Origin of the sequence: Vibrio profundi (assembly GCF_043642225.1) — a bacterium.
In the GTDB taxonomy this organism is placed as follows: domain Bacteria; phylum Pseudomonadota; class Gammaproteobacteria; order Enterobacterales; family Vibrionaceae; genus Vibrio; species Vibrio profundi_A.
In genome coordinates this window covers 88,778-114,419 of sequence record NZ_JBHZSF010000005.1, presented here as the reverse complement: position 1 = coordinate 114,419, position 25,642 = coordinate 88,778, and the positions used below count along the sequence as shown (strand labels likewise).

General features: G+C 43.3%; 19 protein-coding genes and 1 tRNA gene. 10 read left to right on the top strand and 10 right to left on the bottom strand.

Annotation, left to right across the window (positions count from 1 at the left end):
• Positions 1-25: 25 nt before the first annotated feature.
• Complete coding sequence (gene tsaD / locus ACHUFI_RS10285) at positions 26-1,042, bottom strand: tRNA (adenosine(37)-N6)-threonylcarbamoyltransferase complex transferase subunit TsaD (RefSeq protein ID WP_394248806.1); 1,017 nt, start codon at positions 1,040-1,042, stop codon at positions 26-28.
• A 230-nt stretch (positions 1,043-1,272) separates the two neighbouring features.
• On the opposite strand from tsaD, the gene rpsU reads away from it, so the two are divergent.
• From rpsU to ACHUFI_RS10255, 6 genes are all read left to right on the top strand, one after another.
• A complete protein-coding gene (rpsU, locus tag ACHUFI_RS10280) occupies positions 1,273-1,488 on the top strand; it encodes a 30S ribosomal protein S21 (protein ID WP_001145625.1) in 216 nt (71 codons plus the stop codon).
• A gap of 25 nt (positions 1,489-1,513) precedes the next feature.
• On the top strand, positions 1,514-1,957 hold the full coding sequence (locus ACHUFI_RS10275; RefSeq protein WP_394248804.1) for a GatB/YqeY domain-containing protein: 444 nt from the start codon (positions 1,514-1,516) through the stop codon (positions 1,955-1,957).
• Between the two features lie 113 nt (positions 1,958-2,070).
• Positions 2,071-3,819, top strand: a complete 1,749-nt coding sequence (dnaG, locus tag ACHUFI_RS10270) for a DNA primase (protein ID WP_394248802.1) — start codon at positions 2,071-2,073, stop codon at positions 3,817-3,819.
• Positions 3,820-3,917: 98 nt separating this feature from the next.
• A complete protein-coding gene (gene rpoD, locus ACHUFI_RS10265) occupies positions 3,918-5,768 on the top strand; it encodes an RNA polymerase sigma factor RpoD (protein WP_137358396.1) in 1,851 nt (616 codons plus the stop codon).
• A gap of 164 nt (positions 5,769-5,932) precedes the next feature.
• Positions 5,933-6,008, top strand: a tRNA-Ile gene (locus tag ACHUFI_RS10260).
• A 202-nt stretch (positions 6,009-6,210) separates the two neighbouring features.
• Positions 6,211-7,479 (top strand): O-acetylhomoserine aminocarboxypropyltransferase/cysteine synthase family protein, encoded by a 1,269-nt coding sequence (locus tag ACHUFI_RS10255; RefSeq protein WP_394248799.1) that lies wholly within the window; start codon positions 6,211-6,213, stop codon positions 7,477-7,479.
• Positions 7,480-8,058: 579 nt separating this feature from the next.
• On the opposite strand, the gene ACHUFI_RS10250 is transcribed toward ACHUFI_RS10255, so the two are convergent.
• Positions 8,059-8,874 carry an AraC family transcriptional regulator gene (locus ACHUFI_RS10250; protein ID WP_394248797.1) on the bottom strand — a complete coding sequence of 272 codons (816 nt, stop codon included), beginning with the start codon at positions 8,872-8,874 and terminating at the stop codon, positions 8,059-8,061.
• A 75-nt stretch (positions 8,875-8,949) separates the two neighbouring features.
• Between ACHUFI_RS10250 and ACHUFI_RS10245 the strand changes: the two genes are divergently transcribed.
• A complete protein-coding gene (locus ACHUFI_RS10245; protein ID WP_394248795.1) occupies positions 8,950-9,843 on the top strand; it encodes a DMT family transporter in 894 nt (297 codons plus the stop codon).
• A 103-nt stretch (positions 9,844-9,946) separates the two neighbouring features.
• Here ACHUFI_RS10245 and manA read toward each other — a convergent pair whose 3' ends face one another.
• The 3 genes from manA to malX form a co-directional block, all read right to left on the bottom strand.
• Positions 9,947-11,047 (bottom strand): mannose-6-phosphate isomerase, class I, encoded by a 1,101-nt coding sequence (gene manA / locus ACHUFI_RS10240; RefSeq protein ID WP_394248793.1) that lies wholly within the window; start codon positions 11,045-11,047, stop codon positions 9,947-9,949.
• Positions 11,044-12,216 carry a MalY/PatB family protein gene (locus ACHUFI_RS10235; RefSeq protein WP_394248791.1) on the bottom strand — a complete coding sequence of 391 codons (1,173 nt, stop codon included), beginning with the start codon at positions 12,214-12,216 and terminating at the stop codon, positions 11,044-11,046. Before ACHUFI_RS10235 ends, manA begins: the two co-directional genes overlap by 4 nt.
• Before the next feature lie 85 nt (positions 12,217-12,301).
• Complete coding sequence (gene malX / locus ACHUFI_RS10230) at positions 12,302-13,879, bottom strand: maltose/glucose-specific PTS transporter subunit IIBC (RefSeq protein ID WP_394248789.1); 1,578 nt, start codon at positions 13,877-13,879, stop codon at positions 12,302-12,304.
• A 251-nt stretch (positions 13,880-14,130) separates the two neighbouring features.
• On the opposite strand from malX, the gene ACHUFI_RS10225 reads away from it, so the two are divergent.
• Complete coding sequence (locus ACHUFI_RS10225; RefSeq protein ID WP_394248787.1) at positions 14,131-15,153, top strand: Mal regulon transcriptional regulator MalI; 1,023 nt, start codon at positions 14,131-14,133, stop codon at positions 15,151-15,153.
• A gap of 141 nt (positions 15,154-15,294) precedes the next feature.
• Here ACHUFI_RS10225 and glmS read toward each other — a convergent pair whose 3' ends face one another.
• Both glmS and ACHUFI_RS10215 read right to left on the bottom strand, forming a co-directional pair.
• The gene (gene glmS, locus ACHUFI_RS10220; RefSeq protein ID WP_394248785.1) at positions 15,295-17,127 is read right to left on the bottom strand and encodes a glutamine--fructose-6-phosphate transaminase (isomerizing); all 1,833 of its coding nucleotides are present in this window, start codon (positions 17,125-17,127) and stop codon (positions 15,295-15,297) included.
• A 95-nt stretch (positions 17,128-17,222) separates the two neighbouring features.
• Entirely contained in the window at positions 17,223-17,987 is a 765-nt protein-coding gene (locus ACHUFI_RS10215) for a DeoR/GlpR family DNA-binding transcription regulator (RefSeq protein ID WP_394248783.1), read from the bottom strand.
• Positions 17,988-18,416: 429 nt separating this feature from the next.
• On the opposite strand from ACHUFI_RS10215, the gene pykF reads away from it, so the two are divergent.
• Both pykF and ACHUFI_RS10205 read left to right on the top strand, forming a co-directional pair.
• The gene (pykF, locus tag ACHUFI_RS10210) at positions 18,417-19,826 is read left to right on the top strand and encodes a pyruvate kinase PykF (RefSeq protein ID WP_394248781.1); all 1,410 of its coding nucleotides are present in this window, start codon (positions 18,417-18,419) and stop codon (positions 19,824-19,826) included.
• Between the two features lie 177 nt (positions 19,827-20,003).
• Positions 20,004-20,663, top strand: coding sequence for a GntR family transcriptional regulator (locus ACHUFI_RS10205; RefSeq protein ID WP_394248779.1), 660 nt, complete (start codon positions 20,004-20,006; stop codon positions 20,661-20,663).
• 438 nt (positions 20,664-21,101) lie between these two features.
• Here ACHUFI_RS10205 and ACHUFI_RS10200 read toward each other — a convergent pair whose 3' ends face one another.
• The 3 genes from ACHUFI_RS10200 to ACHUFI_RS10190 form a co-directional block, all read right to left on the bottom strand.
• Entirely contained in the window at positions 21,102-22,985 is a 1,884-nt protein-coding gene (locus ACHUFI_RS10200) for a sensor domain-containing diguanylate cyclase (protein ID WP_394249062.1), read from the bottom strand.
• Between the two features lie 113 nt (positions 22,986-23,098).
• Positions 23,099-23,593 carry an acetolactate synthase small subunit gene (gene ilvN / locus ACHUFI_RS10195; protein ID WP_394248777.1) on the bottom strand — a complete coding sequence of 165 codons (495 nt, stop codon included), beginning with the start codon at positions 23,591-23,593 and terminating at the stop codon, positions 23,099-23,101.
• A 1-nt stretch (position 23,594) separates the two neighbouring features.
• Positions 23,595-25,334 carry an acetolactate synthase 3 large subunit gene (locus ACHUFI_RS10190; RefSeq protein WP_394248775.1) on the bottom strand — a complete coding sequence of 580 codons (1,740 nt, stop codon included), beginning with the start codon at positions 25,332-25,334 and terminating at the stop codon, positions 23,595-23,597.
• Positions 25,335-25,642 lie beyond the last annotated feature (308 nt).

Below are 25,642 nucleotides of genomic sequence, written 5' to 3'. Positions count from 1 at the left end.
AGCATCAAAAGACGCTTAAGGTATATTATTCAATTGGCTCTAACTGATCGATTGGCCAACGTGGTGTTGCGTGTACCGATAAATCGGCAGTTTCACCATTTTTCAAACGCTGCATGCCAGCGTACGCGATCATCGCACCGTTATCGGTACAAAACTCCGTGCGTGGGTAATACACCTCGCCACCAATTTTATCCGCTAACGCTTCTAATTCGACACGTAACTGTTTGTTTGCACTCACACCACCAGCAATCACTATACGTTTCATACCAGTTTGCGCCAATGCACGCTTACATTTAATTACCAAAGTGCCACATACCGCCTCTTGGAATGCATAAGCAATGTCAGCGCGAGTCTGCTCATCGTCATCGTTATCACGAATCGTGTTGGCAGCAAAAGTCTTTAGCCCAGAAAAGCTCATATCCAAGCCTGGGCGATCGGTCATCGGGCGTGGGAACTTAAAACGACCCGGAGTACCTTTTTCAGCTAGGCGAGACAGTAATGGGCCACCTGGGTAATCCAACCCCATTAGTTTCGCCGTTTTATCAAACGCTTCACCCGCCGCATCATCAATCGATTCGCCAAGAATTTTATACTCACCAATACCTTTTACTTCCACCATCATGGTATGGCCGCCAGAAACCAGCAGCGCCACAAATGGGAATGGAGGTGGGTTATCTTCTAGCATTGGTGCCAATAAGTGTCCTTCCATATGGTGAACAGGCACAGCAGGCACACCCCATGCATAAGCAATACTGCGGCCAATCGTTGCGCCCACAAGTAATGCTCCTACCAAACCTGGGCCAGCAGTATAAGCAATACCATCAATATCTTTCGAGGTTAGGTTTGCTTCTGCTAACGCCGCTTTAATCAATGGAATAGTTTTCTTAACATGGTCACGTGATGCTAGCTCAGGGACTACACCGCCATAATCGGCATGCAGTTTTACTTGGCTATATAGCTGATGAGAAAGTAGACCTTTCTCGTCATCATAAATCGCTATACCTGTTTCATCACAAGAGGTTTCAATACCAATAATGCGCATAATTTTCTCGGCACGCTTTCGTTTAAAATGGGAAATTGGCGCAATATTACCTCGCCTTCGCTTCTCAAACAAATATTGTACAGACTATAATCGACAAAGTGCTTTACAAAGCCACTGTGATCGGATTAAAATTCCGCACCATTTTTGATCAAGCTGGTTATGACTGAAGAATATTGATTCAGTCCACTAAGTTACCAGCGTTAACGAATAACCCCTGAGGTGAAAGGCATATGCCAGTAGTTAAAGTACGTGAAAACGAACCGTTCGACGTTGCACTACGTCGTTTCAAGCGCTCTTGCGAAAAAGCAGGTATCCTTTCTGAAGTGCGTCGTCGTGAGCACTATGAAAAACCAACTACAGTTCGCAAACGCGCTAAAGCAGCAGCTCAAAAGCGTCACGCTAAGAAGCTAGCTCGCGAAAACGCACGTCGCGTTCGCCTGTACTAATAACTTAATCCATAAGGACTGAGTTATGGCTCTGATTGAACAACTCAAAGAAGAGCAAAAATTAGCGATGAAAGCCAAGGACAAACCGCGCCTTGGCACTATCCGTTTAGCCCTTTCAGCAATCAAGCAACGTGAAGTTGACGAACAGATCACTCTGAGCGACGACGACATTCTTGCAGTGCTGGTAAAAATGGTTAAACAACGTCGCGATTCTGTTGCTCAATATGAATCTGCTGATCGTCAAGACTTAGCAGATGTGGAAAAAGCAGAAATTGCTGTACTTGAAGGCTTTATGCCTCAACCGCTAACTGAAGAAGAAGTAATCGCGCTACTTGATAGTGCAATTGCAGAAGCTCAACCTGCGGGCATGCAAGACATGGGTAAAGTAATGGCTATCTTGAAACCACAAATTCAAGGGCGTGCAGATATGGGTAAAGTTAGTGGTTTAGTTCGTTCTAAACTCGCTTAATCCCAGAACAAATTGCAACAAGCCGTGCAATCCTTCGGAACGCACGGCTTGTTTGTATCTGCAGCCTATTCATCTATCATCACCATTTAGTTAGTGCATTTTTCTAAGGTTTTATGGCTGGACACATCCCTCGCAGTTTCATTGATGACCTCCTAGCGCGTCTCGACATCGTCGATATTGTTGACGCACGCGTGAAGCTTAAGAAAAAAGGCAAAAACTACGGCGCTTGCTGCCCATTCCACAACGAAAAAACCCCTTCATTCAGCGTTAGCCAAGAAAAACAGTTTTATCACTGCTTCGGCTGTGGCGTTCATGGTAACGCTATCGACTTCATTATGGAGTTTGAACGTTTGGAATTCGTTGAAGCAATTGAAGAGCTCGCTTCTTTCCTTGGTTTAGACGTTCCTAGAGAACAGCGCAGCGGTGCGATCTCGACAGCACCAAGAGCAAACACTGAACAGAAGCGTAACTTATACGATCTAATGGGTGGTATCAGTCAGTTTTACCGCTCTCAGCTCAAGCTATCGGCGAACAAGCCTGCAATCGAATACCTGAAAAATCGTGGGTTATCTGGCGATATCGTACAGAAGTTTGGTATTGGCTTTGTAGCAGACGAATGGGACTTAGTTCGTAAAAACTTTGGCCAACAGAAAGACGCGCAAGACATGCTTGTCACTGGTGGTATGCTGATTGAAAACGAAAAAGGTAACCGATATGACCGCTTCCGCGGCCGTGTTATGTTCCCGATTCGCGATCGCCGTGGCCGCGTTATTGGATTTGGTGGCCGAGTACTGGGTGACGGTACACCTAAATACTTAAACTCGCCTGAGACACCAATCTTCCATAAAGGTAAAGAGCTCTATGGCCTTTACGAAGTGCTGCAAGCTTACCGTGAGCCACCACAAATACTTGTTGTGGAAGGTTATATGGATGTGGTCGCGCTTGCTCAATACGGTGTCGATTACTCCGTAGCCTCACTGGGCACTTCAACAACTGGCGATCATGTACAAATGCTATTTCGCCAAACGAATACCGTTGTCTGTTGTTATGATGGCGACCGAGCAGGTAAAGAAGCCGCATGGCGCGCACTAGAGAACTCTTTGGAGTACCTAAAAACCGGTAACACCTTGAAGTTCCTATTTTTACCTGATGGTGAAGATCCAGACAGCTATATCCGTGAAAATGGTAAAGAAGCCTTTGAGCAGTTAGTAAAAGAAGCGGCTCCACTTTCTAAGTATTTAATCGATAATCTAATTGAAACTCATAATATCGATTTAGGTACAAGTGAAGGCAAATCGACTTTAAGAAATGTCGCAAATGCCTTAATTGAAAAAATCCCAAATGCAGGATTCCAGCAAGAGCTAGACGAAAAGCTAGATAAAATCACTGGTTTCATGGGACATCGGGTAAAACGAAAGCAAATAAGCGAAGAGCTTCCTCAGCCCCACAAGGCTCTCAAACGTACGCCAATGCGTGAGGTAATCGCTTTGCTTATTCAAAATCCGAGCTATGCTGATATGGTACCGGATATTTCAAGTGTGAGAGAACTCACCCTTCCTGGACTAAGTTTATTAGTCGAGGTCCTTGATAAGTGCCGGGCGCATCCCCATATCAACACGGGCCAATTATTAGAACATTGGCGAAACAGTAAAAATGAGGCGCTTCTGTCTCGTCTCGCGAGCTGGGAAATCCCCCTCGATGAAGACAACCAAGAAGATATATTTTTAGACTCATTGGACAATATTCTTGCCCAGTGCGTAGAGAAACAAATTGAAAACCTGCAGGCCAAAGCAAGAAGTATCGGCTTATCAGCCGACGAAAAAAGGGAGCTACTAGCACTAATGCTAGATTTAAAAGCGTAACCCTGTTTGATTAGTCAGCAATTAATAAATTTGTTAGAATTAATGGTTTGCATCGAGAATGCAACGTCCTTCACCAGACCTGAAGTTGGATATCATCTATGGATCAAAATCCGCAGTCACAGCTAAAATTACTTGTTATTAAAGGCAAGGAACAAGGCTATCTGACCTACGCCGAAGTAAACGACCACCTACCTGCAGAAATCGTGGATTCTGAACAGGTAGAAGACATCATTCAGATGATTAACGACATGGGTATCAAAGTAGTTGAAACTGCACCAGATGCCGATGATCTAGCCCTAAATGATGACGATACCATTACAGATGAAGATGCAGCAGAAGCTGCAGCTGCTGCGCTATCTAGCGTAGAAAACGAGATTGGCCGTACAACGGACCCAGTACGTATGTACATGCGTGAAATGGGTACGGTTGAGCTACTGACTCGTGAAGGCGAAATCGACATTGCTAAACGTATTGAAGATGGTATCAACCAAGTTCAATTATCTGTTGCTGAATACCCAGGCACTATCCCATACATCTTGGAACAGTTTGATAAAGTTCAAGCTGAAGAAATCCGCCTAACAGACCTAATTAATGGTTTTGTGGACCCAGATGATGACGGCACTGCAGCACCAACGGCAACACACATCGGTTCTGAACTGGCTGAAACAGATCTAGAAGACGAAGACGCTGAAGATGCTGAAGATGCTGATTCAGAAGAAGAGGAAGAAGAAGATACAGGTATTGATCCTGAGCTTGCTCTTGAGAAATTCACAGCACTTCGTAACAGCTACCAAAATCGTCAGCTAGCGATCAACGAATACGGCCCAGAAAGTCCGAAAGCGGTTCTTGCAACAACAATGATGCAAGACGTATTCAAAGAGTTCCGCCTAACGCCGAAACAATTTGATCACCTAGTAAACGAACTGCGCACTTCTATGGATCGCGTACGTACTCAAGAGCGCCTAATCATGCGCCAAACTGTTGAGTACGGCAAAATGCCTAAGAAATCTTTTATCGCGCTATTTACAGGCAATGAATCAAGCGAAGCTTGGTTAGATGAAGTGCTGGCTTCTGATAAGCCTTACGCTGAAAAGATTAAGCGTCACGAGCAAGATATCCGTCGTTCAATTCAAAAACTAGATATCATTGAACAAGAGACTTCTCTAACAGTTCAAAGCATTAAAGACATCAGCCGTCGTATGTCTATCGGTGAAGCGAAAGCACGCCGTGCGAAAAAAGAGATGGTTGAAGCGAACTTACGTCTAGTAATTTCGATCGCTAAAAAGTACACCAACCGTGGCCTACAATTCTTGGATCTAATCCAAGAAGGTAACATCGGTCTGATGAAAGCGGTTGATAAGTTTGAATACCGTCGTGGTTACAAGTTCTCGACTTACGCAACATGGTGGATCCGTCAAGCGATCACTCGTTCGATTGCCGACCAAGCGCGTACTATCCGTATTCCGGTACACATGATCGAAACGATCAACAAACTAAACCGTATCTCTCGTCAAATGCTACAAGAGATGGGCCGTGAGCCATTACCTGAAGAACTAGCTGAACGCATGCAAATGCCTGAAGACAAGATCCGTAAGGTATTGAAGATTGCTAAAGAGCCAATCTCAATGGAAACGCCAATCGGTGATGACGAAGATTCGCACCTAGGTGATTTCATCGAAGATACGACTCTAGAACTACCTTTAGACTCTGCAACGGCAACGAGCCTAAAAGGTGCGACTAAAGACGTTCTTGCTGGTCTAACACCTCGTGAAGCGAAAGTACTTCGTATGCGTTTTGGTATCGACATGAACACTGACCACACTTTAGAAGAAGTTGGTAAGCAGTTCGACGTAACACGTGAACGTATTCGTCAAATCGAAGCTAAAGCACTGCGTAAACTACGTCACCCAAGCCGCTCAGAAACTCTGCGTAGCTTCTTAGACGAGTAATCGCGACTAACTTCGTGATTAAAGTTTAAACAAAAAATATAAAAGGTGAGCTTTGGCTCACCTTTTTTGTATCTAATTGATTTAAGTGGCTAAGATGTGAACGCAAATGACCCATATAGTCTCTAGACACCGTAAAACGCTTCCCCTATAATCTATGCCCTATCGGCCCCTTAGCTCAGTGGTTAGAGCGCACGACTCATAATCGTTCGGTCCCCAGTTCAAATCTGGGAGGGGCCACCAAATTAGAAAAGCCAGAACAGTTCACACTGCTCTGGCTTTTTACTTTTCTAGAACAGCACAAATCACGCCCTGCACTTCCTAACGGTTAGAATCGTCCCGCACACAATTCCAATTGCCTCTCTGTGACTAAGCTTACTTTTCTTATATAAAAAAATCGGCAATATGAGCGTACATAAATCGTTCAATCGTTCAGGGAAGACACATGAAAGACGAAACTCTCTCGATTCACTTCGGCTACGAAACCGATCCAACCACTAAATCCGTTGCCACACCTATTTATCAAACCGTCGCTTACGAATTCGATGACGCACAACACGGCGCCGACCTCTTCAACCTTGCGGTGCCAGGTAATATCTACACTCGCATAATGAACCCAACCAATGATGTGCTAGAAAAGCGCATGGCAGCCTTAGAAGGTGGTATTGCAGGCTTAGTCGTGAGTGCGGGCAGTGCTGCGATCAACTATGCGATTCAGACGTTGGCGCAAATCGGTGACAACATTGTTTCAACGCCTCAGCTTTACGGTGGTACTTACACCCTATTTGCTCACATGCTACCAAACCAAGGGATAGAAGTTCGTTTTGCTAAAGACGACAAGCCTGAAAGCTTAGCGGCGCTGATCGATGAAAAGACCAAGGCGGTTTATTGTGAAAGTATCGGTAACCCAGCAGGCAATATTATCGACTTAGAACGTGTTGCTGAGCTTGCTCATGCACAAGGTGTACCTGTGATTGTGGATAACACGGTGGCGACACCTGTGTTGTGTAAACCTATCGATTTTGGTGCCGATATTGTGGTGCACTCGCTAACCAAATACGTTGGTGGTCACGGTACTACACTCGGCGGCGTGATTGTCGATTCAGGGAAATTTCCTTGGGCAGAACACAAAGATCGTTTCCCAATGTTTAATCAACCTGAGCCTTCATATCATGGTGTGGTTTATACCGAAGCTTTTGGTGATGCTGCATTTATTGGTCGCGCTCGAACCGTTCCACTACGTAATACAGGCGCAGCGCTGTCGCCAATGAATGCTTTCATGTTGATGCAAGGTTTAGAGACATTGTCGTTGCGTATGGAGCGACATACCGAGAACGCATTGAAAGTGGCTGAGTACCTTAAGCAACACGAGAACGTCAGTTGGGTGAGCTATGCTGGTTTACCTACGTCTGAGTTCTATCCATTGGCTGAAAAGTACATGCAAGGTAAGCCATCTGCTATTTTATCTTTTGGCTTAAAAGATGGTTATGAAGCAGGTGTGCGCTTCTACGATGCGCTGCAAATCTTCAAACGTTTGGTCAACATTGGCGATGCGAAATCGCTCGCTTGTCACCCAGCTTCGACTACACACCGTCAACTAAGCGAAGCTGAACAGAAACAAGCCGGTGTATCACCGGAGATGATTCGCCTATCAGTAGGTATCGAGCACATTGACGATATCTTGGCTGACCTAGAACAAGCACTTAGCGCTTAATGACGCCACTGCTTTAAGTAACAGACATAAAAAAGCCCATCACAAGATGGGCTTCTTATTATCTATGTGTCGAAAGACTATAAAAATTAGAGCTTTTTCTCTGTAATCTTTCACTACTCAACTATGTGAGAAAGTTGATGAACATTAAAGGTCGAAACTCACTACAAGTTCATAAACGAGAGAATCACCTAATTAATCTAAATCATAATTATTTTACTCGTTGAAATTAAATAATTTAGTCTGTAATAGAAACTTTAGAACCATCAATGTAAAGAGGAATATTAGCTAAACTACTGCTTTATTTTTTAAATAAACGCGTACCAACAATAACACTTAAACCTTATCTCTTAAGCGGAATCACCTTCCCCTAATAGTTCTCTGTAGCGAAAAATTTATTGATTCACCGTCAGACTATTCCAAGAATAGTTCGTACATGGACTATGCATATCAACCAAAGCATACTTAAACAACAATTAGGCGAGCTCACGTGTTTTAAAACCTGTTGCTCTCATCGTAGAAAGCTCGTCAGCCAAGGAAGCTTTTAAGGCATAGCATCCAAATTTCTAATCCTTTCAAAAATCAATGCTGTTGATGTTGTTTCCTAAATTGCTCTGGCGTTACTCCGGTTAGCTTACGAAACATTTTAATAAAAGATGACCCTTGACTATAACCCAGTAGGAAAGCAATTTCGTTGATTGATATAGATTCCTTCAATAATGTCATAGCTTTGACTAACTTTGCTCGTTGGCGCCAATCATTAAAACTCATTCTTAGCTCTTTTTGAAAACGTCGAGCAAGCGTTCGCTCAGTACTAAATACACGCTTTGCCCATGTCTCTAAACTGGAGCTATCGGAAGGATCCTCCAGAAGGTGAGCCAAAATAGGTGCGAGTAATTTGTCATTACTCGAAGGAAGGTAATTTTCTATGGGCTCAGTTTTCGCGAGTCTTTCCATTAGCACATGGCTTAAGCACCTATCTTCCTCGGTCAACACAGCCGTTGTTTTTCGTTCTACTAAATCATCTATTATTGCTCTTAATAGTGGTGTTAGAGGGATCATACAAGCCTGCTTAGGTAGGCTTGGGCTAATACTTAAAGCAATATTAATAGCGCAATACTCTACATCACTTCGATTAAAAGCACGATGCTGCTGCTGTGCTGGGGTCCAAATTGCGTAGTTGGCGGGACAAACCATTTTTTGCTTATCGACTTCCATCTCAAGTACACCTTGTTTGATTAGATGCAACTGCCCCCAAGCGTGTGAATGAGGCAGAGTTTCGGTTTGCGCCTCAAGAAAAAAATAATGAAAAAACACATCAGTAGGGAGCGTTTCATCCAGTCGCGGCATAAATGTTTTGCCTGTCGTGTTAGCTATGTTCTCTGTCGTGAACGGCATACAGCTTTCCCCTTCGTTGATGTGACAATTCTGTTAGTTGCTCTTTCGAAACCAGTCCCCATAACAGAGATTATTATGAATATTTTATTTCCTATTGCCGCCGTATTTATATGGGCAGCAAATGCTGTAATCAGTAAATTAGCAACCAGTGTGATAGAGCCTGGTGCCATAGCTTTCTATCGTTGGTTTTTTGCGCTGTTAATCCTATTGCCATTTTGCATTAAGCCAGTATGGCAACAGCGAGAGCAGATAAAGCCACTCATATTAAAATTAACGATTTTGGCTTCACTCGGTATGGTGCTTAATCAATGCCTTGCGTATTACGCAGCCCATACGACTAGTGCGACAAATATAGCGGTCTTCTTATCATTAATGCCGTTGTTTGGATTGTTTCTTGCTGTTCCACTATTGGGCAGCAAATTGAAAAAACAGGCACTATTTGGCGCCGTAATCTCTCTCTCAGGGTTAACGTATATGTTGAGTGAAGGTAATCCTGTAACTTTGCTGTCTGATGGCATAAAGCAAGGTGATGGTTTAATGCTTATCTCTAGCTTGGCCTACGCTCTTTACTCAGTTTTACTTAATAAATGGAAACTGCCATTAAAGCCTTGGACGTCTGTTTTTTGCCAAGTCGTAATTGGTGCCCTGCTTCAATTACCCTTATTACTGAGCAGTGACTCCTACGTAGTCGCAATTGATGCTTTTCCTATGGTGCTTTTTGCTGCAGCTTTTGCTTCAGTTCTTGCCCCTTGGTTTTGGCTTCAAGGTGTGCAGCGTATTGGCGCTTCACAAGCCACATTATTCATGAATCTAGTTCCTGTGTTTACAGTCCTAATTAGCCTTATCTTCCTTGGTCAACAACCTACGATGTACCATTTGATTGGCGGCGGTTGTGTTCTAGTTGGACTGTTGATTGCTCAAATGAAAACTCTATCATTACGAGTAACCTTGAACCCTGAAGTAGCCTAGTGGGAGTTGGTTTAAGCGTTTAGCGTTAGTTAAAATCCATCTCTAATGTGAGTTAGAGATGGATTGGGAAGAAAAGGATCCGATGTTTATATTGGCTCCTTTTCTATTCAGACTCAAAAGCGCGAACTAATAAACCATCGCCAGATACATGATAAGTACCCGGTTCAACAAGCAGAGATTGTCCAGCAGACAAAGTGATGTCATTAAGTTGAGCTCTGCCTTTTGCGACCAATAGAATGGAGCGAGTCGCTACATTAAGCGGTTGCTTATCTTCAGTGGTTTGGCGCAATGCTAAACCAAAATTGGTCTCTGTTGGTTGTAATACACGATCGTGATTGATAATACTCGCCGCTAGCTTTTCGGGGGTGAAAGGAGCAAATTGCGTACAAGTGATCAATTCCGTGGTATCAATGTGTTTAGGTGTTAATCCGGCTCTTAATACGTTGTCTGAACAACCCATTAATTCTATGCAAGTACCTTTGGTGTACGCATGGATGGTACCTGCTGGAAGAAACATAGCTTCTCCAGGGTTTAGCGTTAAACAGTTCAAATACAGTGGCGCTAAGATACCGATATCGCTCGGATAGTAATGAGCAAGATCGACAATTTGTTGCCACATTGGAGCATTACGAGTGATGGCAATCGCAAGCGTTTTTTCAATAACTTGTTGCTTTTCACGTTCGGCTAATTGCAGCAACGAAAGCAGCATTGATTGGTGATCAAAATGTGCACTGTTTGTGATGTTGTCGAGATGTGGTGATTCGATTGAGCGAAAATTATCGCGAATCTCTTCTAATTCTCTAAAACCGACCATAACCTTAAAAGGCGATAAGGCCATCACCATCTCAGGTTTTGCATTAGCATCTTTGTAGTTGCGGTGCGCGGCCGTTAGTGGGATACCTTGAGCATTCTCACGCTCAAATCCATCTTTAGCGTGTTCGCTATTAGGGTGTACTTGTAGTGAAAGCGGTTGAGATGCACTCAGTACTTTAAATAGAAAGTTAAGTGGTTTGTCCGCTAAAAACAGATCTAGGTTTTGCCAAGTGTGATCATTTAGCTGAATTTGAGAAGGTAACGCCGGATGACTTCCCAACCATAATTCTGCTAAAGGACGTTCTTCTTGTTGCAAGCCAAATAGGCCATAAAGCAAGTGGGAACCCCATGGGTAATGCTGTTGCCTTGCTTCTAATGAGTATGTGTTCATCGAGTTAACTCTTTGATTGATGAAATTAAAGCGTTCAAGCCCAATTCGACTTTGCTTCGTGGGCAGCCAAGGTTTAGGCGGACAAATTGATTTCCTTCAATGCCATAGGTGCTCCCTTGCATGATGGCAACTTTGTGTTTTTCGATTAGGTTTTGATTAAGTGCATCCATGTCTAAATCGAATGAAGAAAGATCTATCCACGCTAAGTAAGTCGCATCAGGTATTTGATAGCCGATGCTTGGAAGTTGCTCAGCTAATGTTTGTTGGACGTATTGATGATTGGCATAAAGATAATCGTTTAACTCATCAAGCCACGCTGCTCCATGTTGATAGGCTGCGATTAATCCAATGACGCCTAAGATGGAAGGAGATGAGAGTCCATCAACCTCTTTTAGGTTTTTTAGGTAAGTGTTGCGGGCAGTACTATCAGCAATGAAAGCGTATGAGCCGTTAAGGGCTGGAATATTAAAAGACTTTGAGGCTGAACTGACGAGCGCCCATCGCTCACCCATGTCAAAGCCTTGCCAAGGTGTGTGTGATTTAAAGCTCACATCCATATGAATTTCATCGCTAATAACAGCAACATCATATTTCTTGCATAGCTGAGCCATGCGAGTGAGTTCGTCATTACTCCATACTTTTCCTGTCGGGTTATGCGGGCTGCATAGAAGTAAAACGGTATTGTTTGGATCAGATAGCTGTGTTTCAAACTGTTGCCAATCAATATGAAACTCTGTTGATGATTTTTGTAGAGGGTTTGTTACGACGGTACGGTCTAAGCCGAGAATCATTTTTTCAAAAGCATCATAGGCAGGAGTGTGAATGATGATTCCTTGCCCTTTTTGACTCCAGTGGCGGATCAGTTGTGAAACAATATAGATGACGGATGGGCCATAAACTAAATGCTCTTGATTCAAATCAGCATCAAAACGAGTCTTGAACCACTGTGTAACGGCATTTTTAAAGTCGATATGATTCCAACGACTGTAACCAAATACGGAATGCTCGACACGAGCTTTAAGTGCTTCAATTACCGCAGGTGGTGCTGCAAAATCCATATCAGATATAGTAAAAGGGAGTAAATCAGCTTGGCCAAAACGGTCTTCTACATAGTCCCATTGTGTGCAATAGGTCCCTTTACGGTTTATTTGTTCTGAGAAATTGAACATAGGTAGCCTGTCGCTCAGTTGAGCTAAAAAAATGATGTCGAAAGGAATGAGCGGAGGGGACACCTCCGCTATTTAACGCTTAGGATTAAGCAGTTGCAGTCATAAGAGATTGCATTTCATTTTTTACTAGGTGGACTTGCGCACCGATAACAACTTGAAGGCTATGTTCATCAAGCTTGACTACACCAAGAGCACCGTAGGACTTCAGTTTTGCATCATCAACCAAGCTCATATCTGCAACAGTTAAGCGTAGTCGAGTAATACAGTTATCAAGAGAAGTGATGTTTTCAGCTCCGCCTAGCGCAGCTAGTATCAATCCGCCTTTGCCGCCTTCTGTAGCCAAAATTGCTTCAGCTTCTTCCGATACCGGTGCTTCTTCCGCTTCACGACCAGGAGTTTTTAGGTTGAACTTGATGATTGCGAACTTGAATACGAAGTAGTAGACAGTGAACCAAACAGCTGCAACAAGAGGGACTAGATACCATTTAGTTGCTGTGCCTTGCAGAATACCGAAGACAAAGAAGTCAATGATGTTGCCATCAGTGTTACCAATAGTGACATCAAGCATACCCATGATCATGAAGCCAAAACCAGTTAGCATCGCATGAACAAAGTAGAGAACAGGAGCAACGAAGAGGAATAGGAATTCAAGAGGCTCTGTAATACCGCCTACCACACATGCAACAACGCCTGATAGCAATAGTGCTTTGATTTTACCTCGGTTTTCCACCTTCGCGCAGTGGTACATAGCTAAAGCTGCACCAGGAAGACCACCAAGGAAAGCTGGCATTTTACCTTGAGATAAGAACGCCGTTACTGATGGCGTGAAGCCTTGAGTTTCAGAACAAGCTAGTTCTGAGTAGAAGATGTTTAAAGCACCAGAAACGGTTTCGCCACATACTTCCATTGTACCACCAGCTTCAGTAAAGCGGATAAGTGCAACGAGAATATGATGCAGACCAATAGGAAGCAGTAAGCGTTCACCCGCACCAAATAGGAAAGGTCCAAAATCGCCAGCGCCAGCGATAGCATAACCAATGCCATTGATACCAGCTGCGAAATAAGGCCATACGAATGGTACAAGCAAGCCAACAAGACCTAGCGTGATGCTTGAGATGATTGGTACAAAGCGCGCGCCACCAAAGAATGCAAGAGCATCTGGCATTTTAAAGGTATAGAAACGAGCATGTAGTTTAGCCACGATAATACCAACGATTACCGCACCTAGAATACCCGTATCAATTGAGTCAACACCTAGAATTGACTTCACACCATAAGCTTTACGCTCAATGTCACTTCCTAAAACACCATTAACGGTTAGGTAAAAATTGATAGACAAGTTTAGTGCAGCATAGCCGACTAGACCTGAAAATGCAGCGACCCCTTTCTCTTCACGTGCTAAGCCCATTGGTATAGCAATAGCGAACATTACCGGTAAGTAAATAAAGGCAACTAAACCAATTTTAGTCATCCATATGAACAGGTATTGGAGTAGAACGTTGTCAAAGAAGGGCATTGCCTCTTTTAGGGCAGAGCTAGAAAAAGAGCTACCAACACCCAGCAAAATGCCTGAAAACGCAAGTAAGGCTACGGGAACCATGAAAGTTTTACCAAGGCTTTGTAGGAACTCCCACAAAGTGGATTTATTAGATTGTTGTTTCATAGAAAATCTCTAATTAATACGGCATGTAATAAAACAATAGAGGCGATTCAAAATGGCGTACAAAGGGTGAATGCCTGCTCTATCTGGCGCAACAATACACCTGATAAATTTGTGGTGAAACGTTTTACCACTTTTATTGTGATCGTGATCGTTGTATTTTTTCAACATACTAGTGAAGAGTAATAGAATCATCGCTGGGATAATGAGTTGGCTAGGTGTAACGTTTTATCTAATTAAAGCAAAGAAGAGTAATGATAAATAAAAAAGCAAACATTAAGGATGTCGCTGAGCAAGCGGGAGTGTCCGTGACGACAGTATCGATGGTGCTTAGCGAAAAAGGACGTATCTCTTCAGAAACGATCGCAAAAGTTAATCGAGCTGTTCAGGAATTAGGTTACGTAAAGAATCGCAGTGCAGCGAACCTACGCTCCCATAAGTCTGTATTAATTGGCTTGATTTTGAGAGATTTTAGTGACCCATACTATGCTGAGATGACGGCTGGGCTTAGCGAAGTATTAGAAGAAAAGGGTTATATGCTATTTCTAGCCCAATCTGGAAATAGCCAAGAAAAGTTTGATCAATGTCTTTCAACGATGGTCGCTCAAGGGGTTGGGGGGGTTGTGTTTTGCCCTATACGAGATATCGGTGTACCTAACATAGAGAAAATTACAGAACTGAATTTACCTGTCGTGTGTGTAGCTAGAGCTAAAGTTGGTCAACAAGTTGATTTCGTTGGTCCTGATAATATGCAAGCCGCTAAGATTGCCACTGAGTATTTAATTCAGCAAGGCCACCGTCAAATTGCGTATGTCGGGGGAAGTGCAGATTCGCTGAGTCGAGCAGAGAGGCTGGGAGGCTATTGCAGTACGTTGATGCAATTTGGTTTGCCATTTAAACCTGAATGGGTGGTTGAGTGCGATAAAAGTCAAACGGCTTCAGCTGATGCGGTAAATCAACTTATCAATAAAAACCCTAAAATAACCGCTGTTCTTTGCCATTATTCGTCAACAGCTTTTGGTGCTGTTTATGGCATCAACCGCTCTAATCGTAGTGTTGGTAAAGATAACTATATTGGCCAACAGGTTGCTATTATTGGTTTTGACGATGTACCTGAAGCAGAGCTAGTTGAGCCAGCATTGACGTTTGTTTCTACACCAGTACGGGATATAGGTCGACAAGCCGGTTACCGATTGTTGAGCCAGTTAGATGGGAAAGCGACTGTTCCACAGAGCTTAATTTTGGCTCCAGAACTTATTGCGCGTGATTCTGCATAATACAATTATAACGATTAATATTTCGCATTGAGTCATTGTATGCGCTTGATCAAAAAAACCTCCTACCAAGTTACACTTAGTAGGAGGTTTAAAGAGTCAAACATTATAATCTAGACAAATAACGCTAAGAGAAAGTTCGACTTACTCAACGGTAACCGCTTTCGCTAGGTTACGCGGCTGATCCACATCTGTACCTTTGATTAAGGCAACGTGATAAGACAGTAGCTGCATTGGAATCGTGTAATATATTGGCGCGGTAATATCACTCACATGAGGCATCGTAATGATCTTCATGCTTTCATCGGCTTCAAATCCTGCGTCTTCATCCGCGAATACATATAGCAGTCCACCACGTGCGCGAACTTCTTCAATGTTCGACTTAAGCTTCTCAAGCAGTTCATTGTTTGGCGCGACTACAACAACCGGCATATCCGCATCAATAAGTGCCAATGGTCCGTGCTTTAGCTCACCCGCTGCGTATGCTTCCGCGTGAATGTATGAAATTTCTTTTAGCTTCAGTGACGCTTCGACTGCAATTGGGTAGAACTCACCACGGCCAAGGAAAAGCGTGTGGTGCTTATCTGCAAAGTCTTCCGCAAGCGCTTCAATTTCCTTGTCATAAGCCAATGCAGCATTAATTTGTTTAGGCAGCGCATGTAACGCTTCAACGATCTCAGCTTCTTTCTCAGTGCTGATCAGCTGCTTTTGCTTACCTAACGCCGTTACTAACATCAGCAGCGCTGAAAGCTGAGTAGTGAAAGCTTTAGTAGAAGCTACACCGATCTCAGTGCCAGCACGAGTCATAAAGGCAAAGTCAGATTCACGAACCAAAGAAGAGCCAGCAACGTTACATACTGTCATCGCAGCCATGTAACCTTTCTCTTTAGCTAAGCGAAGCGCAGCCAATGTATCTGCCGTTTCACCTGACTGAGAAAGCGTGATTAGCAAGCTATTTGGACGAGTAACAAACTTGCGGTAACGGAACTCAGAGGCGATCTCAACATCACAGCTTACGCCCGCTAGCGACTCAAACCAGTAACGCGCTGTCATACCAGCATTGTATGAAGTACCACAAGCGATGATCTGGACGTGCTCAACTTTATTTAGGATCTCAACAGCATTAACACCAATACTTTCAGTCACAACAGCGTTATCGGTGATACGACCTTCCATTGTGTTAATCAAAGCTGTTGGCTGCTCAAAGATCTCTTTCTGCATAAAGTGACGGTATTTACCTTTATCGCCCGCATCATGCTCTGCGTTGGATTCAATCACTTCACGTTCAACACGAGTGCCTCGCTCATCAAACACAGTAACGTCGCGACGAGTGATTTCGGCAACATCGCCCTCTTCTAAATACATGAATCGACGAGTTACGTTAAGAAGCGCTAGTTGATCGGAAGCTAGGAAGTTTTCGCCAACACCAAAACCGATCACAATCGGGCTACCAGAACGTGCAACCACGACTCGGCTTGGATCTTTACGATCAAACACAACAGTACCGTACGCACCATCTAATTGCTCTGCGGTTTTTTGTAACGCTTCAACAAGCGTATCTGATGTGCGACGCTCCCACTCCACCAAGTGAGCAATCACTTCAGTATCAGTTTGAGACTGAAACTCGTAACCTCTTTCTTGAAGCAACGCACGTAGCTCTTCATGGTTCTCGATAATGCCGTTATGAACCACAGAGATATCACCTGAAAGGTGTGGGTGAGCGTTGGCTTCTGAAGGCTCACCGTGTGTTGCCCAGCGTGTATGCGCGATACCAGTACCACCAACTACATGCTCTTTCTCAACAGCTTCAGCAAGCTCATTCACTTTACCTAAGCGACGAACTCGCGTTAGGTTTTGTTCTGCATCAACAACCGCGACACCCGCCGAGTCATACCCGCGATACTCTAAACGACGTAGACCTTCCACTAAGATTTCAGCTACATCACGTTGTGCTACTGCACCAACAATTCCACACATGGTTTTACCCCTATTATATTTTTTGAATTCCTATTGGCTGCAAGCAATGCCAGTTCAACGCGTAGGTTGACTATAGGACCTTTGTTTCATATTTGTTATTGACTGGTAATCACTCGAACATCGTGTGATTCAATTCTTTCGATGATTTCAATGTCTAAATCTCCATCAGTGATCAAAACATCAATGTCTTGCCATGCCAGCTCTAGATTCGGTATTTTTCGGCCTACTTTTTCAGACTCGACCATCACGATGACTTCCCTAGACACTTCCGCCATCACTTTACTCAGGCCAACTAACTCATTAAAAGTCGTCGTGCCGCGTTCTAAATCAATGCCATCCGCACCGATAAACAACTGGTCAAAATCGTAAGCTCTCAATACCGACTCTGCGACTTGGCCTTGGAAAGATTCAGAATGCGTATCCCAAGTTCCGCCCGTCATTAGTAAAGTTGGCTCACTTTCTAGCTCATTCAAAGCATTTGCCACGTGCAACGAGTTGGTCATTACCACCAAGCCACTTTTATTATTGAGCTGTTTAATTAGCGCTCCGGTAGTGCTGCCACTGTCGATAACAATCCGGTTATGGTCGCGGATCAGTGAAGCAGCGGCCGTTGCAAGTGAAACCTTTCGACTCGAAACTTTATAACTCAATTCATCACTGACAACTTCTTTCGGTAATGAGATTGCACCACCATAGCGGCGCAAAAGTTGACCATTTTTTTCTAAAGAGGCGAGATCCTTTCTAATCGTGACCTCTGAGGTTTCAAATTTTACGGACAACTCTTCAACACTGACCTCTCCTTTTTCATTAACTAGGTTAGAAATGGAGTGTCTTCTCAGCTGAGTGTTTCGTTTCGACATTTAATAAAGACCATTAAGTTTCGATTTGAAAGCAAGTATAGTCAAACCGAAACCTTTTCGTCCATTTATTTCGATCTAAAAAATTAATAAATTGCGCTAAAACCTTGTCCTAAGACAATTGTTAAGCAGTGATATTGAAGTCATTAGGTGGTAGAATCCGCACCCGAAAAGAAAAAAAATTACAAAAATACCCGTTATTTTTTTGCAACTTTCGCCATTTATAGTGGGTGAAGTCACAAAAAACTGACATTGAATCGAAATGAGTTGGTCATAAAATGACTAAACTTGATGAAAGACTTACAACTCTGAAGAGAAATGAAGAAGCATTTATCTTGAACAGCAGGCACAAAATGCTGCTTGATGATTGTATCTCCTTCAGAAAACAGACAAATTTCAAATTGTAACAATACTTACCGGAGAGTATCTTCCATGAAAAAGACCAAAATCGTATGTACGATTGGCCCTAAAACTGAATCTGTAGAGAAACTAACTGAACTTGTAAATGCAGGCATGAACGTAATGCGCCTGAACTTTTCTCACGGTGACTTTGAAGAGCACGGCACTCGTATTGCGAACTTCCGTACAGTAATGGAAGCAAAAGGTGAGCAACTAGCAATCCTTCTTGACACTAAAGGTCCTGAAATCCGCACTATCAAACTAGAAGGCGGCAACGACTTCGATCTAGTAGCGGGTCAAGAGTTCACTTTCACAACTGATACTTCAGTTGTTGGTAACAAAGACATCGTAGCGGTAACTTACCCAGGTTTCGCAACTGACCTTAACGCTGGTAACACTATCCTTGTTGATGACGGCCTAATTGAAATGGAAGTTATCGCAACAACTGAGACTGAAGTTAAGTGTAAAGTTCTTAACAACGGCGCTCTAGGTGAAAATAAAGGTGTTAACCTTCCTGGCGTATCTGTTCAACTTCCAGCGCTTTCTGAGAAAGACAAAGCTGACCTTAAGTTTGGTTGTGAGCAAGGCGTTGACTTCGTTGCAGCTTCTTTCATCCGTAAAGAAGAAGACGTTAAGGAAATCCGTGAGCTTCTAAACGCTAACGGTGGCGAAAACATCCACATCATCTCTAAGATCGAAAACCAAGAAGGTGTTGATAACTTCGACGCTATTCTAGAAGCTTCTGACGGTATCATGGTTGCTCGTGGTGACCTAGGTGTTGAAATCCCAGCTGAAGAAGTAATCTTCGCTCAAAAAATGATGATCGAGAAGTGTAACCGCGCACGTAAGATGGTTATCACTGCAACTCAAATGCTTGACTCTATGATCAGCAACCCACGTCCAACTCGTGCAGAAGCGGGTGACGTTGCGAACGCAATCATGGATGGTACTGATGCAGTAATGCTATCTGGCGAAACAGCAAAAGGTAAGTACCCTGTTGAAGCGGTAACTATCATGGCTCAAATCGCTTCTCGTACAGACGGCGCTCTTAAAGCTGAGCTAGGTTCTCGCCTAGACAGCCCTCGCCTACGTATCACTGAAGCTGTATGTAAAGGTGCAGTAGACACAGCTGAGAAGCTAGCAGCTCCTCTTATCGTTGTTTCTACTGAAGGCGGTAAATCTGCACGTTCAGTACGTAAGTACTTCCCAACGGCAAACATCCTAGCACTAACTAACAATGCTAAGACTGCAGCTCAACTAGTTCTTACTAAAGGTGTTACTCCAGTATTGGTTGACTCTCTAGACAGCACTGATGACTTCTACATCAACGGTAAAGAGTACGCTCTTAAGTCTGGCCTAGGTAAGAAAGGCGACATCGTTGTAATGGTATCTGGTGCGCTAGTTGCTTCTTGCACTAACACGGCATCTGTTCAAGTTCTTTAAGAGCTAGAACCCACAACACAAAATATAAAAGAGAGCTTCGGCTCTCTTTTTTTATGAAACAAAGCTTGCCCGATTAATCAGTACGCTGTATTATCAAACTCAATAGAACTTCGTACCGTTAATTCACATCATTAATGGAACGAGTCGACGTTATTAAATGTTACATGAGGATATTCAGTGTCTAGTCCAACTTTAACCGACAAAGTGTCAAAAATGATCCGTCAAGACATCCTTAGCGGTGAGTTACGTCCCGGTCAAAAATTGGTGGTTGCAGATCTAAAAGACAAATACCATGTTGGTGCCTCTCCTATCCGTGAAGCGCTTGTTCAGTTGTCATGGAGCAAATATGTAAAACTGGAGCCTCAAAAAGGCTGCTGGGTTGCACCGGTTTCTAAAGAAGAACTTAATGACCTTTACGAAAGCCTACGTGTGGTTTCTTCAGTACTCCTGAAAAAAGCCATTGCTATGGGTGACGAAAGCTGGGAACTGGAAGTATTAACCTCATACCATAAGTTATCTCGTGCCCATAATTCAGCGGAAGAGTTTAACTACAATGAATGGGAAGAGCGTCATCACCAGTTCCATGTAGCATTGCTAGAAGGGTCTGATTCAAAGAATATGTTCGAATTCTTTAGTGACCTCATCAATCAAGTGAAGCGATACCGCTACCTAGCACTTTCCTCTGATTCTGCTAGCTCGGATATTTTCAATATTGATGAGCATGAAATGATTATGAAGTTGGTATTGGCTAAGAACCCAGAGCAAGCTGCCGAGCTGCTCGATCAACACCTTTTAGGTTCGATGAAGCGAATTGAAGAAGTCATCGAAGCAGCTTAACGCCAAATAAAAACCGGAGTGCAGACTCCGGTTTTTTCATTTCACGACTTTACCAGCCAAAAAACTCTTTATGATGAGTATTTAATAATACCACCATCAACAAAAAGTATATGGCGCTCAGCTTGAACCCTAATATCACTAAGCAACCTATCGTTAATCTTACCAAGAAGTCGACATACATAATCTGCCCCACACACTCGACTGTATGTACCCCTTTATATCTTCATCTATCGCTACAACTACTGATGGATCATTATTTTTATAATGGTTCAGGGTTACAGTGCTTCCATTATTACTGAACAGCCAACTCAGAACTGACGCATTACAGGCTCACTGAATACGAAATTTCTTCATAACTTATGATTCAGTTTAGACGAAATACAGGCAAGCATTAGACTTTAGTCTAATAAGGTTGCGCTCTAATGAAAGAACAATCAGTTAGGCAATGTCATCGATGCTAGAACAGCAAGACACTTGGTTTCGACCAGAACATTTAGATTCGTAGAGGGCTATATCCGCACACTTATATGAACGAGTACTATTTGCAGTGAGATCCGTCACTCCAATACTGATGGTTACAGGTGTTCCTTGTTCTGCACCTATCGCGACTCTTAAGCGGTTTAACACAACTTCTGCTTCATGGACTACGGTATGAGGCATCAATACAGCGAACTCTTCGCCACCAACTCGAGAGACAAAATCCGTCGTGCGTAGGCCGCTTTCTAGGTACTGTGCGACTTCTTTGATCACCCTATCCCCTTCATCATGCCCTAACTCATCGTTGATACGTTTGAAGTGGTCAATATCAATCAAAGCAAGACAAGTTGTTGAGTTCGTTGGGTAACGCTCCGTCATTTTCGCGTAATACTCAAGCTGCTCTTCAAATTTCCTGCGATTCCATAACTGAGTCAATGAATCTCTTTCACTCAAGGTTCTCAGCTGTACTTCCAACTCTTTACGCTCAGTGATATCAACCAAAGAGCTAATGTAGTAACTCACTTTTCCGACAGAACTCTTCATCGCATGCACACGCATGATTACCGTAAAAGGTCCCCCTAGACTGGTGACACAGGTCACTTCCCCTTCCCAAATATCTTCGTCAAGAAGGTGAGACCAAATCCCCATCATCGAACCCAGCTCTTCTTCATCTTTCAGCAGCAGCCTCAAAGCATTTTTGCCACTCACTTGCCTAGAGCTGTAGCCAGTCATGCTTTCAAACTCATTATTGACCATGATCGTCCGATGAGATTTATCCGAAATCATCACCGCTGACATCCCATTTAGAGCAGCGCGAGCGAGTTTACTTTCAATGTTTCTCTCACGGTAATGGACAAAAGTAATGGCCGCCGGCAGGGCAAAAATCAGCATGACAAATAGGATGATCAGAGAATCCTGCCTAAGATCGTTTAAATCACGTTGAGCTCGTTGAAGCAGCTGCTTTTCATTGAGTTGAATCAGCAAATGCAGAGGTTGATTTTTTGCCAAATAAACCGTGTTAAAAGCAAACAGATTGCTGTCTTCAAATACGTAGCCCATTCGCTCAGATGATAAAGATTTCCATACCCCGGGAGCGATGGACTCTAAATTGAAACTCTTACGTTCTGGGATGAAATCGCCATAGAGTTTACTTTGATTATCACTGGCAACGTAGAAGCCCGAGCCATTCACGACTTCTGCGCGCAAGGCATAATCAGGGGAGTAATTAAGGCGAGAAGATAATGTCATGACATCAATGTTAATCACCAAGTAACCAAGCTTCTTACCTTGATCTTGAATTGGCATTACGATCCTTAGGATCGGGGTATACGGAGTACTTAATTCCCCGTATTCAAGTTCCAAATCAATTCCCCATGAACCTATCTCATCAATCCCCAAGCTCTGAGCGTATTTGAAGTAGCCCCGTTGAGACTTATCTTGAAGATACTCTGGAGTGGTCACGCCCCCTGATTTCGAAGAATAGCTCACCCTGACTTGCTCTTTACCGACTAAGTCAATCAGCCGGATCTGGGTATACCATTTTTGGTTCACCGCGACCGATTTCCATACTTCTTCTAATACTTTTCGGTTTTGGGGTGATGGGGAGTTAGTAAAATCGATCAAACTTTGGCTGTGGCCTAAGAGATCCATTATAGAAAGGAGCTGATCGCGCATATTGCTGTATTCGCGCTCAGTGTAAGCAAGTTGATGAAGGGCTTGTTTTGCCGTTTGCTCAAAATTAGCACGCTTTACTTCCTTAAAACGTTGGACGTAAAGCAACCCGACGATCGTACAAAAGATCAAGGAAGTGACGAGAAGGGCTAAAAACGTTTTTTTGTTTCTCATCATCATCTCAAGATCGAAAGGGGATTATTGGTCGCTAAGTATACCCATTATCAATATTTAACTAAATAAAAAAGCCACTCTATTAGAGTGGCTTCCATTCGAAATAGTTGAGATTACGCTTTTAACGCTCTCTCACCTCGAGCAATGCCGACCACACCGCTACGTGCAACTTCTAGAACCTCTGTTACTTCAGAGAGTGCCTGAATAAAGGCATCCAACTTCTCACTGGTTCCTGCCATCTGAACCGTATACTGAGAAGCAGTCACATCCACGATCTGACCACGGAAAATATCCGCAGTTCGCTTTACTTCAGCGCGAGCGAAACCGCTAGCTCTCACTTTAACCATCAGTAGCTCACGTTCAATATGCTCAAGTTCAGAAACTTCTTGTACTTTAAGTACATCGATCAACTTATGCAGTTGTTTCTGAATCTGTTCCAGCTGCATTTCATCAGAGTTAGTCGTAACGTTAAGTCGAGACAATGTTGCATCATCAGTTGGTGATACGTTCAAAGATTCGATGTTGTAGCCACGTTGAGAAAACAAGCCAACAACTCGAGATAAAGCACCCGGTTGGTTTTCCATTAGCAGTGAAATTATGTGTCTCATATTATGTTCTCTCCGTTTTGCTTAGCCACATCTTGTCCATACCCTCACCTTTAATCTGCATTGGGTATACATGTTCAGTATCATCAACACTGATGTCGACAAACACCAAACGATCTTTCATCGCAAGCGCTTTTTCTAGCCCAGATTCCAACTCGTCTGGAGATGAAATACGCATACCTACGTGACCGTAAGCTTCAGCGATAGCTGCAAAGTCTGGAACGGAGTCCATGTATGAGTTCGAGTGACGACCTTGATAAACAATGTCTTGCCACTGCTTAACCATTCCTAAGAAACGGTTATTAAGGTTAATAATTTTCACGGGAATATTGTACTGAAGTGCCGTCGAGAGCTCTTGAATATTCATTTGAATACTGCCATCACCCGTTACAACCACCACTTCTTCATCCGGTTGAGCAAATTTAACGCCCATGCCTGCTGGTAGACCAAAGCCCATGGTGCCTAGGCCACCAGAGTTAATCCAACGACGTGGCTTGTTAAATGGGTAATAAAGAGCAGCAAACATCTGATGTTGACCAACGTCTGATGCAACATAAGCGTCGCCGTTTGTCACTTTATGTAGTGTTTCAATAACTTGCTGTGGCTTAATGCGCTCTGAAGATTTTTCGTAAGCTAGGCAGTTACGATCTTGCCACACTTTAATTTCACTCCACCAGCTTTCAATGGCTTGCGCATCGTTTGTACCACCTTGCTCCACCAGCAAGTTCACCATGCTTTCTAGTACTTTTTCAGCAGAGCCTACAATCGGTAAGTCGACTTTAACGTTCTTAGAAATAGAAGACGGGTCAATATCAATGTGCATGATTTTCGCGTCTGGACAGTACTTCTCAAGGTTGTTGGTCGTGCGGTCGTCAAAACGAACCCCAATACCAAAAATCAAATCAGCATTGTGCATTGCCATGTTCGCTTCATACAAACCGTGCATGCCCAACATACCCAAAGAGTTTTTGTGAGTACCAGGAAACGCGCCTAACCCCATCAAAGTACTAACCACCGGTAAGTTGAGCGTTTCCGCTAGCTTAAGAAGAGGTTTATCCGCTTCAGAGATAACTGCGCCACCACCCACGTAAAGAACAGGCTTCTTAGCTTCTAATAGGGCTTTAAGTGCTTTTTTGATCTGTCCTTTGTGACCCGTAGTGGTTGGGTTGTAAGAACGCATCTTGATCGTTTCAGGATATTGATAAGGTAACTTGATCTGCGGGTTCATTGTGTCTTTTGGCAGATCGATAACAACCGGCCCAGGGCGGCCTGTTGTCGCAATATGGAAAGCTTTCTTAACCGTTTCAGGAATGTCTTCTGCTTTTTTTACTAGGAAACTATGCTTAACAATAGGACGAGATACACCGACGATGTCACACTCTTGGAACGCATCATTACCAATCAAATTATTGGGTACGTTACCTGAAATCACAATCATTGGAATTGAATCCATATACGCGGTTGCGATACCTGTAACAGTGTTGGTTGCGCCAGGGCCTGAACAAACTAATACTACACCAGGTTTACCTGTTGAACGTGTATAGCCGTCAGCCATATGTGTTGCCGCTTGTTCATGACGAACAAGAACGTGTTTAATTTGGTCTGTTTTGGCATGCAAGGCATCATAGATATCAAGTACCGAGCCTCCTGGGTAACCAAAAATCTGTTCTACATTCTCTTCAATTAGAGACTGAACAACCATCTCAGCACCGGATAACATTGCTGTTTCTGGTTTCATTGTCATATTGCTCTCCTTACCAGTATTCCAATTCATTTTGGTTAACGTATTGGTCTGGTTTTACATAGTCTAGGTCTTATTCGTAGCCTAAATCGAAATACTTCCACTTTTTCGGCTATGCCCGCTCGCTGTGATAACATCGAACAGGTTACGTAACAACTGTAACGCTTTCTTAGCATGCGGTCTAACCCTGCATTTACCTATAAAGCCTCAACCTTCTACTCTCAAGTGAATAATCAGGAAGATGAACCTTAACCCACAAAAACATTAGACATATAAACCACAAATAAAAGAAAAAAGAGATTTAAATAACA

Excerpts from the sequence above, each read along its gene's own strand:
- tsaD (WP_394248806.1), bottom strand. The coding sequence starts at position 1,042 with ATGCGCATTATTGGTATTGAAACCTCTTGTGATGAAACAGGTATAGCG.
- rpsU (WP_001145625.1), top strand. The coding sequence starts at position 1,273 with ATGCCAGTAGTTAAAGTACGTGAAAACGAACCGTTCGACGTTGCACTA.
- ACHUFI_RS10275 (WP_394248804.1), top strand. The coding sequence starts at position 1,514 with ATGGCTCTGATTGAACAACTCAAAGAAGAGCAAAAATTAGCGATGAAA.
- dnaG (WP_394248802.1), top strand. The coding sequence starts at position 2,071 with ATGGCTGGACACATCCCTCGCAGTTTCATTGATGACCTCCTAGCGCGT.
- rpoD (WP_137358396.1), top strand. The coding sequence starts at position 3,918 with ATGGATCAAAATCCGCAGTCACAGCTAAAATTACTTGTTATTAAAGGC.
- ACHUFI_RS10255 (WP_394248799.1), top strand. The coding sequence starts at position 6,211 with ATGAAAGACGAAACTCTCTCGATTCACTTCGGCTACGAAACCGATCCA.
- ACHUFI_RS10250 (WP_394248797.1), bottom strand. The coding sequence starts at position 8,874 with ATGCCGTTCACGACAGAGAACATAGCTAACACGACAGGCAAAACATTT.
- ACHUFI_RS10245 (WP_394248795.1), top strand. The coding sequence starts at position 8,950 with ATGAATATTTTATTTCCTATTGCCGCCGTATTTATATGGGCAGCAAAT.
- manA (WP_394248793.1), bottom strand. The coding sequence starts at position 11,047 with ATGAACACATACTCATTAGAAGCAAGGCAACAGCATTACCCATGGGGT.
- ACHUFI_RS10235 (WP_394248791.1), bottom strand. The coding sequence starts at position 12,216 with ATGTTCAATTTCTCAGAACAAATAAACCGTAAAGGGACCTATTGCACA.
- malX (WP_394248789.1), bottom strand. The coding sequence starts at position 13,879 with ATGAAACAACAATCTAATAAATCCACTTTGTGGGAGTTCCTACAAAGC.
- ACHUFI_RS10225 (WP_394248787.1), top strand. The coding sequence starts at position 14,131 with ATGATAAATAAAAAAGCAAACATTAAGGATGTCGCTGAGCAAGCGGGA.
- glmS (WP_394248785.1), bottom strand. The coding sequence starts at position 17,127 with ATGTGTGGAATTGTTGGTGCAGTAGCACAACGTGATGTAGCTGAAATC.
- ACHUFI_RS10215 (WP_394248783.1), bottom strand. The coding sequence starts at position 17,987 with ATGTCGAAACGAAACACTCAGCTGAGAAGACACTCCATTTCTAACCTA.
- pykF (WP_394248781.1), top strand. The coding sequence starts at position 18,417 with ATGAAAAAGACCAAAATCGTATGTACGATTGGCCCTAAAACTGAATCT.
- ACHUFI_RS10200 (WP_394249062.1), bottom strand. The coding sequence starts at position 22,985 with ATGAGAAACAAAAAAACGTTTTTAGCCCTTCTCGTCACTTCCTTGATC.
- ilvN (WP_394248777.1), bottom strand. The coding sequence starts at position 23,593 with ATGAGACACATAATTTCACTGCTAATGGAAAACCAACCGGGTGCTTTA.
- ACHUFI_RS10190 (WP_394248775.1), bottom strand. The coding sequence starts at position 25,334 with ATGACAATGAAACCAGAAACAGCAATGTTATCCGGTGCTGAGATGGTT.